Genomic DNA, 12,365 nt, shown 5'->3' on the forward strand with positions numbered 1-12,365 from the left:
TTTCCAGCGCTTTTAATTTCCTCGCGCGCGCTCGCAGTTTTCAGCGATGCCGCGCGCGAGCGCGATGCACGTGAGAGGCGCGGAGCCTTCCGCCTTGTTGTTCGCCGCGATCACCACCGGCTGGCCCGCGATCGCATAGCGCGCGGCAAGCTCGGCGAGCGCTTCGCGGGTCTCGATATCTTCATCGACGATCTTGTCGAACGGCTCGTACTTCGCCTTTGCCTGTTCATAGCGAAAGCCGCTGTGCAGACTCCAGCGCACGACGAGCGGTCCCATCTTTTCCTCATCGAGCATTGCGAGCGCCTTCGCCTGACGGCGCACGTCCGGCATGCGCGCGTGCACGCCGATGCAATAGCGCACATTCGCATCGCGCAAAGCGCGGATGAAGCGCGGCGTGAGCATCACGGCGTCGCGGATTTCGACCCCATAGCACGACTCGCCTTCGAGCGGCGGCAGCGCGCTCAGGAATGCGGACAGTCGGTCGATGAAGCGCGCCGGTTCGACGACCATCGCATCGGGCAGCGGCGAGAACTGGAACACGAGCGCGCCCGCTTTCGCGCCGAGACCGCCGACGCAAGGCGTCACGAACTCGTCGATGGCGATCTGCGCGTTCAGGAACGCCGGGTTCTCCGCGTCCGGCGCGCCGCGCTCGCCACGCACGAAGGCATCGGTGACGGAAGCGGGCGCCTTCACGATGAAGCGGAAATGCTCCGGCACCTGCGACGCGTAGCGCGCATATTCCGCGAGCGGCAACGGCGCGTAGAACGAGCGGTCGATCGACACGGTTTTCAGAAGCGGATGCGCGCCGTAAGCGGTGAGACCGTCGCGCGAAAGTTTGGCGTTCGAATACTCGTCGCCGTAGACGATGCCGCGCCAGCCGGGAAACGACCACGTCGACGTGCCGAGCCGGACCGTGCGGGGAAGGCGCGTTGCGAGCGTTTCGAGCTCGGGCTGCGAAGGCGCGGGCAGGACGCCGCGCGGCTTTGGTTGCTTCGCCGGCTTCGCGGCTTCGGCGAGAGCGGGCGGTTCGCCGAACAAATCGCTCTGTTCGGCCTCGGAAGAGTCGGGCGATGGAATCAGAGCGCCTTCTCGTAGATATACCGCCGCGACCACGGCAACGTCGTCGCGCTGCGTCCCGCCTTGCGGCAGACCACCTGATAGATCGACACGTCGTCGTTTTCGAACGCATACGCGCAGCCCGCCAGATACACGCGCCAGATGCGGAAATGCTCGTCATCGACGAGCTTCTTCGCTTCTTCGGCGTGTTGCTCGAACCGCTCAGCCCAGATCCCGAGCGTATGCGCGTAATGCCGCCGCAGGCTTTCGATGTCGATCGCCTCCAGCCCGCCGCGCTGCATGCTTTCGAGCGCGAGGCCGATGTGCGGCAGCTCGCCATCGGGGAACACATACCGGTCGATGAACTCGCCGCCGCCGAGCGAGGTTTCGCCGCTGTCCGCGTCGGAAGACGTGATGCCGTGATTCAACGCGACGCCGTCATCGGCGAGGAGATCGCGCATCTTCGCGAAATAACCCGGCAGATTCTTGCGCCCGACATGCTCGAACATGCCCACGCTCGTGATGCGGTCGAACTGCCCCGGAATGTCGCGATAGTCCTGCAGGCGAATCTCGACTCTGTCTTCGAGGCCGGCGGCCTTCACGCGCTCGGTCGCGAGCCTGAACTGGTTCTCGGAGAGCGTGACGCCCACGCACTGCGCGCCGAACTTCTGCGCCGCGCGGATGACGAGCGCCCCCCAGCCGCAGCCGATATCCAGCAGGCGGTGCCCCGGCTGAACCTGGATCTTCGTGAGAATGTGGTCGATCTTCTTGAGCTGCGCGGTGTCGATGTCTTCGTCGCCGTTCTCGAAGTACGCGCACGAATACACCATGTTCTTGTCGAGCCAGAGTTGATAGAACTCGTTCGACACATCGTAGTGGTACTCAATGGCCTTCTTGTCCGACGACTTCGAGTGATTGAAGTAGCGTCGCACGCGGGCGAGTTTGCTCGCGCTCGTCACCGTGCTCTTCGCAAGCGAATAGCTGACGTTGATGATGTCGGAGAGCTTGCCCTCGATATCGATCTTGCCCTTCACGTAGGCTTCGCCGAGATTGTCGAGACTCGGTTCCAGCAGATAGGGCAGCGCGGTCGCGCTCTTGACGTGCAGTGTCACCTGCGGCGCTGCGAACTGTCCGAAATCGTGCTGCTGGCCATCCCACAGCACGAGCCGCGCGGGCACGTTGGCCCGGTCGCGGACTTCCTGAACCCACTGCGTCAGCTTCTTCTCCCAGAACATGCTTGTTTCTCCGCGCTAAAGAAAATCAAGGGAAGGCTCGCGCCTTCATGTTCGTTGCCGTTGCGATCTCGGTGTTGCCAGCGCTCGCGCTCGTTTTACTTCACGGCGCGAGTCTTATGATTCGCCACGGACCGCCCGCGTCGTCACGCGTATAGACGATGCGGTCGTGCAGCCTCGACGGGCGTCCCTGCCAGAATTCGATGCAATCCGGCACGACGCGATAACCGCCCCAATGCGGTGGGCGCGGCGGCGCGTCGCCATATTTGGCGACCATCTCGCGCTCGCGCGCTTCCAGCGTCTCACGGCTTGCGAGCGGCTGACTCTGGTCGGATGCCCACGCGCCGATACGCGAACCGAGCGGCCGCGATGCGTAATACGCGTCGCTCTCCGCATCGCTCGTCTTTTCGACGCGGCCCTCGATGCGCACCTGGCGCTCGAGTTCGATCCAGTGGAACAGCAGGCTCGCCGCGGAATTGGCGGCGAGTTCGCGGCCCTTGCGGCTTTCGTAATTGGTGAAGAAAACGAATCCGCGCTCATCGACGCCCTTGATGAGCACGATGCGCGCAGACGGACGCCCTTGCGCATCGACGGTCGCCAGGGTCATCGCGTTGGGTTCGGGCAGCTTCGCATCGAGCGCCTGCGCGAACCACGTATGAAACTGTTGCACCGGGTCCGGATCGACATCGGCGGCATCGAGCGCGCCGCGCGAATAATTTTTACGAAGGTCTGCTAGGGTGGTCATTTTTATGCAAGCGCTACAGTCGCGGTCAGTATAGCCAAGGAGAAACGATCTTGCCCTGATTACCCTTAACGCGGTACGCGCCGCCGAGCACGGCGTTTGGGGCTATCACGTTCAGGGTTTCGATAAGGCAGAATACGCAATTCGTTCGAATTTTGCATGATCGGGCACGTAAGTTTCCAGACCGACAGCCCGCTGTAAGCGCTGATTGACGCAGCGCAAGGCGCGCGGTATTTCATGGCTTTTGGTTTGCTTTCAACAACTCCGGTTTTATCGACGCACGACATGAACGTTTCATCCAGCACCACCGTACCGCCTCCCGATGACGCCGACCGTGAACGCCGCTTCGGCGGCATCGCGCGTCTGTACGGCGCGCCCGCGCTCGCCGCGTTCGAAAGGGCGCATATCGCGGTGATCGGCATCGGCGGCGTGGGCTCGTGGGTTGCCGAGGCGCTCGCGCGCAGCGCGGTCGGCACGCTGACGCTGATCGATCTCGACAACGTCGCGGAAAGCAACACCAACCGGCAGATTCACGCGCTCGACGGCAATTACGGCAAGGCGAAAGTCACCGCGATGGCCGAGCGCATCAGGCTGATCGACCCGGCCTGCGACGTGCGGCAGATCGAGGACTTCGTTGAGCCTGGCAACTTCGACGCGACGCTTGGCAGCGGCTTCGATTACGTCGTCGATGCGATCGACAGCGTGCGTACGAAAACCGCGCTGATCGCGTGGTGCGTCGCGCGCAAGCAGGCGCTCATCACCGTCGGCGGCGCGGGCGGGCAGCTCGATCCGACGCGCATCCGCATTGACGATCTCGCGCTCACGATTCAGGACCCGCTGCTGTCGAAGGTGCGCGGCCAGTTGCGCAAGCTGCATGGCTTTCCGCGCGGGCCCAAGGCGCGCTTCAAGGTGAGCGCGGTGTATTCGGACGAGCCGCTGATCTATCCCGAAGCCGCCGCGTGCGATATCAGCGAAGGCGCAGAACATCTCGAAACCGGCGCGGGTTACGCAGGGCCGGTAGGGCTCAATTGCGCGGGGTTTGGATCGAGCGTGTGCGTGACGGCGAGCTTCGGTTTCGCGGCGGCCGCGCATGTGTTGCGAGCGCTGGCAAAAAGTGCTGCCTGAGAGCGCCGCCTGAAAGCAATACGGCCAGCTCTGGAAGGCTGGCCGTATCGATCTGAAAGCACGGATCAGTTCATCGCCGCGCTCAGCCTGCGCCGCCACTTCGATACGAGATCCGGCTGACTTGCGGCGAGGTCGAACACCGACAGCATCGTCTTGCGGCCGACGTCGTCCATGAAGGCGCGGTCGCGCGTGACGATCGCGAGCAGATGCTCCAGCGCGCCGTCGTAATCGCGTCCCGCAATCAGGCGGTTGGCGAGCGCGAAGCGCGCGTCCAGATCGTCGGGATTCGCGTTGACCGCGTCGATCAGCGCGTCGGCGGGCGGAAGATCGGCGGCTGCATCGGCGGCGTCGAGCTCGGTTTTCAGCGCGTTGTAGCGCGCATCGATGCCCTGCTTCGTTTTCGGCGACAGCAGCTTGTCCTCTTCCTTCGCTTCGTCGATGCGGCGTTCCGCGATCAGCCATTCGATCAGGTCGAGACGCGCATCGTCCCAGCCGGGATCGAGCGCGAGCGCGGCCTTGATCGTGTCGATCGCTTCCTTGCGCTTGCCCGCGGCCCACGCGGCTTGCGCCGTGCGGCGCTCGGCATCGGCGCCGTCGGGTACGAGCCGGTCGAGAAATTCGCGCAACTGGCCTTCCGGCAATACGCCGATGAACTGATCGACCGGCCGGCCATCCGCGAACGCGACAACGTGCGGAATGCTGCGCACCTGAAAATGCGCGGCGAGTTCCTGATTTTCGTCGACGTTCACCTTCACGAGCTTCCACTTGCCCGCGGCTTCCGCTTCGAGCCGCTCCAGCATCGGGCCTAGCGTCTTGCAGGGGCCGCACCAGGGCGCCCAGAAATCGACCAGAACGGGCGCGAGCATCGACGCGTTGATGACGTCGTTCTCGAAGGTGGCGAGGGTCGTATCCATGCGTTTTCTCCTAATTCTTGCGGTCGGTTCCTAAGAGATAGGGACGATCCGCGCAACTCTCAAGCGCTGGCGCGCGCCTCAAGCTTCGGGCGCGCGATTCTCACGGCGCTGCGGCGGCAGCGGGATGAATTCGGTTTCGCCGGGCACGTGCCCCATGCGCTGCTCGCTCCATGCGATCTTCGCGGCGTCGATCTTCTCGCGCGAACTCGACACGAAGTTCCATTCGATGAAGCGCGGGCCGTCGAGCGGCGCGCCGCCGAGCAGCATCGCAACGGCGCCGTTCGCGCTTTGCAGCATCACGTCCGCGCCCGGTTCGAGCACGGCCATCTGTTGTTCTGGCAGAGCCTCGCCGTCGATCGCGAGATCGCCGCTCACGAGATAGACGCCGCGTTCCTCGTGCTCGGTATCGAGCGCGATCGCACTGCCGGCCGTGAACTGCGCGGCGACGTAGAGCGTCGGTGAGAACGTGCGCGTCGGGGCTTTTGCGCCGAACGCCGTGCCCGCGATCACGCGCAGCGTGACGCCATCGCGCTCGATCTGCGGCAGCGCGGCCGCCGCGTGATGCTCGAACGCCGGCTCGATCTCCTCGCTCGCGACCGGCATGGCGACCCACGTCTGGATGCCGTGCATCGTCTGGCCGGATGCGCGCTCTTCATCGGGCGTGCGTTCGGAATGGACGATGCCGCGGCCCGCGGTCATCCAGTTGACGTCGCCGGGCACGATCTTCTGCACCGAGCCGACGCTGTCGCGATGCATGATCGCGCCGTCGAACAGATAGGTAACCGTCGCAAGCCCGATATGCGGATGCGGACGCACGTCGAGTCCCTTGCCGGGCACGAGCGTTGCGGGACCGATGTGGTCGAAAAAGATGAAGGGTCCGACGGTGCGCGCCGCGAGTGCGGGCAGCACCCGACGCACCATGAGGCCGCCGACGTCGTGCTGGTGAGGCTTGAGGAGTGCGCGGATCGTCGAGGGCATGGCGGGTTCCGAGGGAAAGATCGGACGCCGGAATGGCGCACCGGATTCCGTCGATTCTACCGGCCGATGCCGTGTGGCGCAGACGTGCCACCACAGCCTTCGTCTTTTACGTCGCCGCGCTTTTTAGCATGCGTGCAGCGTCGCGCAACCTGTGCAACCTTGATGGGAGATTGAAAACATGAGCAAGAACAAGCTGTTGATGGCCATTACCGCGGGCCTTTTCACCGCTACCGCAGCGACGGGCGCGTTCGCGCAGACCTCGTCGGGCAATTCGTCGGCGGCGATGGGCGGCGACACATCGACCGCGACGCAGGGCGATGCGTCCGGCTCGACCACGATGAAGCACAAGAAGCCGCGCAAGCACACCGCGCATCCGTCGGCGGGCAAGAAGACGCCCGATGCGACGACCGGCAACGATCCGGCCGCGGAGGGCGGTCAGAGCAAGTAAGCGTCGCTTTCGCGCCGCGAGGCGCTCGTGCCGTTTGATCGGCGCGAGCGCCTTTTTGCGTGTGCGCGCATCGACACAGCATTCGACAAGCCTGCCGCGCCGCCCTCCGTTACACTTTCCGGCTCGTCAACGACGCGCAAGACACGAGGGGAATGGCGATGTCGCCAAAAGATTTGCTGATCGCAACAGTCGTGATTCTCGCGTGGGGCGTGAATTTCGTCGTCATCAAGCTGGGATTGCATGGTGTGCCGCCGATGCTGCTCGGCGCGCTGCGCTTCGCGCTCGCCGCCGTGCCGGTGATCTTCGTCAAGCGCCCGCAGATACCGCTGCGCTGGCTGTTCGCCTACAGCCTCACGATTTCCCTCGGCCAGTTCGCGTTGCTGTTCTACGGCATGTACGTCGGCATGCCGGCCGGGCTCGCGTCGCTCGTTCTGCAGGCGCAGGCGTTTTTCACGCTCATGTTCGCGGCGATGTTCCTCGGCGAGCGGATCCGCGCGGTGAATGTCGCCGGACTGTTGATCGCGGCGGCGGGGCTCGCGCTCATCGGCGTGCGCGGCGGGCAGGCGATGACCGTCACCGGCTTTCTCTTCACGCTCGCGGCGGCGTCGATGTGGGCGCTCGGCAATGTCGTGACGAAGCGCATGGGCAAGGTCGATCTGCTTTCGCTCGTCGTGTGGGGCAGCCTCATTCCGCCGCTGCCGTTTCTCGCGCTGTCGCTGATCTTCGAAGGCCCGGCGCGGATCGAAGCGAGCCTCGCGCACATTCCGCTCGTGTCGGTGCTCGCGATTCTCTATCTCGCGTTCGTCGCGACGATCGTCGGTTATAGCCTGTGGGGAAAGTTGCTCGCGCGCTATCCGGCGGGCAGCGTCGCGCCGTTTTCGCTGCTCGTCCCGGTGGTCGGGCTCGCGTCGGCGGCGGTGTTTCTCGACGAGGGATTGAACGCCGCGCAGGTCGCGGGCGCGGCGCTCGTGATGGCGGGGCTCGTAGTGAACGTCTTCGGCGCGCGGCTCGCTCAGCGCATTCTGCCGACGACACGCTGACCGGGCCGTTCTCGCGCCTTACGTCATGCGGCTCTTCGCGAGCGGCGGATTCGCCGCGAAGTATCGCTTGATGCCTTTCATGATCGCGCTGGCCATCTTGTCGCGATAGGCTTCGTCGTTCAGGCGCGCTTCCTCGTCCGGATTGCTGATGAACGCCGTCTCCACGAGGATCGAAGGAATGTCCGGCGCCTTCAGCACGGCGAATCCCGCCTGTTCGACCGAGCCTTTGTGCAGCTTGTTGATGCCGCCGATCTCGTTCAGCACGAAGCTGCCATAGCGCATCGAATCGCGGATTTGCGCGGTCGTCGACATATCGAAGAGCGCGCGGTTGACGCTCGCATCCTGCGACTTCACGTTGATGCCGCCGACCTGATCCGACGCGTTCTCCTTGGCCGCCATCCAGCGTGCGGCCGCGCTCGACGCGCCGTGCTCCGACAAGGCGAACACCGACGAGCCGCGCGCATCGGGCGAGGTGAAGGCGTCCGCGTGAATCGACACGAACAGATCCGCCGAGACGCGCTGCGCCTTCTGCACGCGCACGTTGAGCGGCACGAAGAAGTCGGCGTCGCGGGTCATCATCGCGCGCATGTTCGGCTGGGCGTCGATCTTCGCGCGCAGCTTTTTCGCGATGTCGAGCGCGATGTGCTTCTCGTACGTGCCCTGTCCGCCGATCGCGCCGGGGTCCTCGCCGCCGTGACCCGGATCGATCGCCACGGTCAGCAGGCGCGTCGTGCCCGACTGCTTGGGCGCGGAGAACGTGTACTGGTCTTCGTTGTCGTCCTTCTTCGCGATGACGGGCGGCGGCGTCGGCACGCGCTGCGGTTTCACCGAAGGCTTCGGTGCGGCCGCGCTGTCGGCTGAAGTGTCGCTTTGCGCGTACTTCTGGAAGAAATCGTCGGTGGAATCGGGCGTGGATGGCTTCTGCGCGGTCGTCGGACCGGAGAGCGTCGCGGGCGGCGGCGTCGATGTCGAGTTTGAAAATGCGGGATTCGCGCGGTCGAGCGCTTCCTGCTTGCGCTCGGTCTGCGCGAGCAGATCCATCAGCGGATCGGGCGCGACGGCCGGATACAGGTCGAACACGAGCCGATATTTATAGCTGCCGATCGGCCCCAGCGTGAACACCTGCGGCTTCACCGAGCCCTTGAGGTCGAACACCATGCGCACGACATGCGGCTGATACTGCCCGATGCGCACCGATTGAATCTGCGGATCGTTCGGCGCGATCTTCGAGACGAGATCGCGCAGCGCCTGATCGAGATCGATGCCCGAAAGATCGACGACGAGCCGGTCCGGTCCCTGCAACAACTGATTGGCGTTCTGCAGCGGCTGGTCCGATTCGATCGTCACGCGGGTGTAATCGCGCGCCGGCCACACCCGCACGCCGAGCACGCTGCTCGCACGCGCGAGCTTCGGTCCGGCGAGCGCGAGCACGAGCGTCGACGCGCCCGCGCGCAACACCTGGCGGCGGCGCCAGTTATGCGGCGCGCTCGCACTCGCTTCGATCGACGCAAACGGCTTGATCAACATCTTTCGAGACATGACTTTCCTGTTTCGCTAAACGCCCGCGCGGTCAGCACGCGGCCTTCTTCGTTCGATATTCCTTCGTCTGGCAGAGAAAGCGCAAATACGAGGTCCGGCACGCCGAGCAGGCCGCCCGCCTGTTGTGGCCACTCGACGAGGCACACCGCGCCTGCATCGAAATATTCGCGAAAGCCGGCATCGGCCCATTCGGCCGGATCGGCGAAGCGATAGAGATCGAAGTGATAAACGTCGAGCGGACCGCTTTCGATGACGAGCGAATACGGCTCGACGAGCGTGTAAGTCGGGCTCTTCACCCGGCCAACGTGACCGAGCGCGCGCAGCGTGGCGCGCACGAGCGTGGTCTTGCCCGCGCCCAGATCCCCGATCAACTGGACTTGCAGACCGTGAAAACGTTCAGATGAAGCGATGGATGCGTGCTTGCGCGTGGCGTCGATGGCGCGCGCGAAGCGTTCACCGAAAGCGAGCGTCGCGGCTTCGTCGCGCAGTTCGAAACGTCGTTCGAGAAGCGCGGCGGATAAGTCTTGCGTCGTTCGTGATGGGCTTTCGGGCATTGCTCGTAAAATGTCGTGATGAACCGATTGCCGGAACATTCCGTTGAAATCACGACCGCGTCCAGCGACGCCGCCGCTGAGTCCGCCTCAGAGTCTCGCGTATTCGATCTCGATGAAAACGCGCTGGCGGCGCTCGCGCAACGCATCAGGGTGTGGGGGCGCGAGCTGGGATTCGGTGCGGTCGGTATCAGCGATATCGACCTGTCGGATGCCGAGAAAGGCCTGAATGACTGGCTGGAAGCAGGCTATCACGGCGAAATGGATTATATGGCCAAACATGGGATGAAACGCGCAAGACCGGCCGAGCTTGTGGCCGGCACGCGACGCGTCATCACGGCTCGCATGGCCTATCTGCCGGCAGAAACGCTCGGCAAAATAGGCGATGAAAGTGTCGCGACAGCCGATGGTCAGAAGAACGACTGGCGCGCGATCGAATGGTCGCGTTTGTCGAAGCCATCCGAAGCGGTCGTGTCCATCTACGCGCGCGGCCGCGATTATCACAAGGTCATGCGCAATCGTCTGCAGCAACTGGCCGAGCGCATCGAGGGCGAGATCGGGCCGTTCGGCCATCGCGCGTTCACGGATTCCGCGCCGGTGCTGGAGGTCGCGCTCGCGCAGAAAGCGGGCAACGGCTGGCGCGGCAAGCACACGCTGCTGCTCGATCGCGACGCCGGTTCGCTGTTCTTTCTCGGCGAGATTTACGTCGACGTGCCGCTGCCTTTCGATCCGCATCCCGAAGAGGACGGCGCGCATTGCGGGCAGTGCGCGCGCTGCATCGGCGCGTGTCCGACGGGCGCGATCGTCGCGCCGTATCGGGTCGACGCGCGGCGCTGCATCTCGTATCTGACGATCGAACTGCACGGCAGCATCCCCGAAGAGATGCGGCCGCTGATCGGCAATCGCGTGTACGGCTGCGATGACTGCCAGCTCGTGTGTCCGTGGAACAAGTTCGCGCAGGCCGCGCCCGTCGCGGATTTCGACGTGCGGCACGGGCTCGATCGCGCGACGCTCGTCGAGCTGTTTGCGTGGAGCGCCGGCGACTTCGATATACGCATGCAGGGCAGCGCGATCCGGCGCATCGGGCACGAGCGCTGGCTGCGCAATATCGCGGTCGCGATGGGCAATGCGTTGCGTTCTTCCACGCTCGATACGGTCGAACGCAAGGCTGTCACCGAAGCATTGGAAGCACGCGCGGACGATCCGTCGGCGCTGGTTCGCGAGCATGTGCACTGGGCGCTCGCGCAAGGGAGTCGCAAATGAATCCGTTCGATGCGGTCATCGAAGCGCCGTTCGGCAAGGTCGGCATTCGCGCCGATGAAGCGTGCGTGCGCGAGATCGTCTATCTGCCCGCCGATGTCGACAGCATCGCGCCTGAAAAGCCGCTCGTGATAGACGCCGCCGCGCAGATCCGTGCGTATTTCGAGCAACCGTCGATACGTTTCGACCTGCCGCTCGCAACGTGTGGCACCGCGTTTCAGCAGCGCGTGTGGCGCGGTATTTCCAGCATCGGCGCAGGGCACGTATGGACATACGGCCAGCTCGCGCGCGAGATCGGCAGCGTGCCGCGCGCGGTCGGGCAGGCGTGCGGCTCCAATCCGCTGCCGATCGTGATACCGTGCCATCGGGTAGTGGCGTCGGGCGGGATCGGCGGTTTCGCGCATCATCCCGGCGAAGGGTTTTATCGCAACGTGAAGCGCTGGCTGCTGGCGCACGAAGGTGTATCGATCGCATGATGAGTGCAACGACTGAAGACATACAGACGCCCGGATTCGTCGCGAGCCATGACGCGATCGATTTCTTTTGCGACGCGCTCTGGCTCGAACACGGGCTTGCGAAGAACTCGCTCGAAGCGTATCGGCGCGATCTAAAGCTCTTCGCGGAGTGGCTCGGCAAAACGCGCGGCGCATCGCTCGACACGGCGACGGAAGTCGATCTGACCGCGTACGCAGCTTTGCGAAGCGGCGACAAGGCGACCTCCGCGAACCGCCGCTTGTCCGTCTTCCGACGCTACTACGCGTGGGCGTTGCGCGAGCATCGCGTCACCGCCGATCCGACGCTCAAGCTGCGCTCGGCCAAGCAACCGCCGCGCTTTCCATCGACGCTCAACGAAGCGCAAGTCGAAGCGCTGCTCGGCGCGCCTGACATCGACACGCCGCTCGGGCTGCGCGACCGCACGATGCTCGAACTGATGTATGCGAGCGGCCTGCGCGTCACCGAGCTCGTCACGCTGAAGACGGTCGAGCTCGGTCTCAACGAAGGCGTCGTGCGCGTGATGGGCAAGGGCTCGAAAGAGCGCCTGATTCCGTTCGGCGAGACGGCGCATGACTGGCTCGACCGCTACTTGCGCGAGTCGCGCCCGGCGCTGCTCGGCGCGCGCGCCGCCGATGCGCTCTTCGTCACTTCGCGCGGCGACGGCATGACGCGTCAGCAGTTCTGGAACATCATCAAGCGTCATGCGTTCAACGGCGGCGTGCATGCGCCGCTGTCACCGCACACGCTGCGTCACGCGTTCGCGACGCATCTTCTCAATCACGGCGCGGACCTGCGCGTCGTGCAGTTGCTGCTCGGCCATTCGGACATCTCGACGACGCAGATTTACACGCACGTTGCGCGCGAGCGTCTGCACAAGCTGCATCGCGAGCATCATCCGCGGGGGTAGCTTCATTCGCGAACGATCGTGCCACGGCGGCGCGCCGTTGCACACTCGTCCGGATGGCCGATGGTGAGGCGCTGAACG

At 64.5% G+C, this 12,365-nt stretch carries 13 protein-coding genes; 6 read left to right on the top strand and 7 right to left on the bottom strand.

Annotated features, from left to right (window positions below; genetic code table 11):
• Positions 1–12: 12 nt before the first annotated feature.
• The 3 genes from AWB75_RS02930 to pdxH form a co-directional block, all read right to left on the bottom strand.
• On the bottom strand, positions 13–1,077 hold the full coding sequence (locus tag AWB75_RS02930; RefSeq protein WP_407642116.1) for a DUF72 domain-containing protein: 1,065 nt from the start codon (positions 1,075–1,077) through the stop codon (positions 13–15).
• Positions 1,077–2,291 (bottom strand): SAM-dependent methyltransferase, encoded by a 1,215-nt coding sequence (locus AWB75_RS02935; protein ID WP_061122574.1) that lies wholly within the window; start codon positions 2,289–2,291, stop codon positions 1,077–1,079. The genes AWB75_RS02930 and AWB75_RS02935 overlap by 1 nt, the downstream gene beginning before the upstream one ends.
• Positions 2,292–2,391: 100 nt before the next feature.
• Positions 2,392–3,033, bottom strand: coding sequence for a pyridoxamine 5'-phosphate oxidase (gene pdxH, locus AWB75_RS02940; protein WP_061122575.1), 642 nt, complete (start codon positions 3,031–3,033; stop codon positions 2,392–2,394).
• Between the two features lie 282 nt (positions 3,034–3,315).
• On the opposite strand from pdxH, the gene AWB75_RS02945 reads away from it, so the two are divergent.
• On the top strand, positions 3,316–4,155 hold the full coding sequence (locus tag AWB75_RS02945) for a tRNA threonylcarbamoyladenosine dehydratase (protein WP_061122576.1): 840 nt from the start codon (positions 3,316–3,318) through the stop codon (positions 4,153–4,155).
• Between the two features lie 65 nt (positions 4,156–4,220).
• Here AWB75_RS02945 and trxA read toward each other — a convergent pair whose 3' ends face one another.
• Together trxA and AWB75_RS02955 are read right to left on the bottom strand one after the other, a co-directional pair.
• Complete coding sequence (trxA, locus tag AWB75_RS02950) at positions 4,221–5,069, bottom strand: thioredoxin (RefSeq protein WP_061122577.1); 849 nt, start codon at positions 5,067–5,069, stop codon at positions 4,221–4,223.
• A 78-nt stretch (positions 5,070–5,147) separates the two neighbouring features.
• Positions 5,148–6,047 carry a pirin family protein gene (locus AWB75_RS02955; protein ID WP_061122578.1) on the bottom strand — a complete coding sequence of 300 codons (900 nt, stop codon included), beginning with the start codon at positions 6,045–6,047 and terminating at the stop codon, positions 5,148–5,150.
• A gap of 178 nt (positions 6,048–6,225) precedes the next feature.
• Between AWB75_RS02955 and AWB75_RS02960 the strand changes: the two genes are divergently transcribed.
• Both AWB75_RS02960 and AWB75_RS02965 read left to right on the top strand, forming a co-directional pair.
• Positions 6,226–6,495, top strand: a complete 270-nt coding sequence (locus AWB75_RS02960) for a hypothetical protein (protein ID WP_061122579.1) — start codon at positions 6,226–6,228, stop codon at positions 6,493–6,495.
• 158 nt (positions 6,496–6,653) lie between these two features.
• Positions 6,654–7,535: an EamA family transporter gene (locus AWB75_RS02965; RefSeq protein WP_061122745.1), complete on the top strand. Its 882-nt coding sequence runs from the start codon at positions 6,654–6,656 to the stop codon at positions 7,533–7,535.
• An 18-nt stretch (positions 7,536–7,553) separates the two neighbouring features.
• Here AWB75_RS02965 and AWB75_RS02970 read toward each other — a convergent pair whose 3' ends face one another.
• Together AWB75_RS02970 and tsaE are read right to left on the bottom strand one after the other, a co-directional pair.
• On the bottom strand, positions 7,554–9,074 hold the full coding sequence (locus AWB75_RS02970) for an N-acetylmuramoyl-L-alanine amidase (protein WP_061122580.1): 1,521 nt from the start codon (positions 9,072–9,074) through the stop codon (positions 7,554–7,556).
• Positions 9,056–9,628 carry a tRNA (adenosine(37)-N6)-threonylcarbamoyltransferase complex ATPase subunit type 1 TsaE gene (gene tsaE, locus AWB75_RS02975; RefSeq protein ID WP_061122581.1) on the bottom strand — a complete coding sequence of 191 codons (573 nt, stop codon included), beginning with the start codon at positions 9,626–9,628 and terminating at the stop codon, positions 9,056–9,058. The genes AWB75_RS02970 and tsaE overlap by 19 nt, the downstream gene beginning before the upstream one ends.
• Before the next feature lie 18 nt (positions 9,629–9,646).
• Here tsaE and queG point away from each other — a divergent pair, with 18 nt between their 5' ends.
• From queG to xerD, 3 genes are read left to right on the top strand one after another with little or no spacing between them, the layout of a single operon-like run.
• Positions 9,647–10,888, top strand: coding sequence for a tRNA epoxyqueuosine(34) reductase QueG (queG, locus tag AWB75_RS02980; protein ID WP_061122582.1), 1,242 nt, complete (start codon positions 9,647–9,649; stop codon positions 10,886–10,888).
• Positions 10,885–11,361, top strand: a complete 477-nt coding sequence (locus tag AWB75_RS02985) for a methylated-DNA--[protein]-cysteine S-methyltransferase (RefSeq protein WP_061122583.1) — start codon at positions 10,885–10,887, stop codon at positions 11,359–11,361. Before queG ends, AWB75_RS02985 begins: the two co-directional genes overlap by 4 nt.
• Positions 11,358–12,287, top strand: a complete 930-nt coding sequence (gene xerD, locus AWB75_RS02990; protein WP_061122584.1) for a site-specific tyrosine recombinase XerD — start codon at positions 11,358–11,360, stop codon at positions 12,285–12,287. Before AWB75_RS02985 ends, xerD begins: the two co-directional genes overlap by 4 nt.
• Positions 12,288–12,365: the final 78 nt, after the last annotated feature.

Source organism: Caballeronia catudaia, assembly GCF_001544755.2.
GTDB lineage: Bacteria > Pseudomonadota > Gammaproteobacteria > Burkholderiales > Burkholderiaceae > Caballeronia > Caballeronia catudaia.

What these genes read in the sequence shown, in the direction of transcription:
- AWB75_RS02945 (WP_061122576.1), top strand. Translation starts at nt 3,316, where the DNA reads ATGAACGTTTCATCCAGCACCACCGTACCGCCTCCCGATGACGCCGAC.
- trxA (WP_061122577.1), bottom strand. Translation starts at nt 5,069, where the DNA reads ATGGATACGACCCTCGCCACCTTCGAGAACGACGTCATCAACGCGTCG.
- pdxH (WP_061122575.1), bottom strand. Translation starts at nt 3,033, where the DNA reads ATGACCACCCTAGCAGACCTTCGTAAAAATTATTCGCGCGGCGCGCTC.
- AWB75_RS02970 (WP_061122580.1), bottom strand. Translation starts at nt 9,074, where the DNA reads ATGTCTCGAAAGATGTTGATCAAGCCGTTTGCGTCGATCGAAGCGAGT.
- AWB75_RS02965 (WP_061122745.1), top strand. Translation starts at nt 6,654, where the DNA reads ATGTCGCCAAAAGATTTGCTGATCGCAACAGTCGTGATTCTCGCGTGG.
- AWB75_RS02985 (WP_061122583.1), top strand. Translation starts at nt 10,885, where the DNA reads ATGAATCCGTTCGATGCGGTCATCGAAGCGCCGTTCGGCAAGGTCGGC.
- AWB75_RS02935 (WP_061122574.1), bottom strand. Translation starts at nt 2,291, where the DNA reads ATGTTCTGGGAGAAGAAGCTGACGCAGTGGGTTCAGGAAGTCCGCGAC.
- queG (WP_061122582.1), top strand. Translation starts at nt 9,647, where the DNA reads ATGAACCGATTGCCGGAACATTCCGTTGAAATCACGACCGCGTCCAGC.
- tsaE (WP_061122581.1), bottom strand. Translation starts at nt 9,628, where the DNA reads ATGCCCGAAAGCCCATCACGAACGACGCAAGACTTATCCGCCGCGCTT.
- AWB75_RS02955 (WP_061122578.1), bottom strand. Translation starts at nt 6,047, where the DNA reads ATGCCCTCGACGATCCGCGCACTCCTCAAGCCTCACCAGCACGACGTC.
- xerD (WP_061122584.1), top strand. Translation starts at nt 11,358, where the DNA reads ATGATGAGTGCAACGACTGAAGACATACAGACGCCCGGATTCGTCGCG.
- AWB75_RS02960 (WP_061122579.1), top strand. Translation starts at nt 6,226, where the DNA reads ATGAGCAAGAACAAGCTGTTGATGGCCATTACCGCGGGCCTTTTCACC.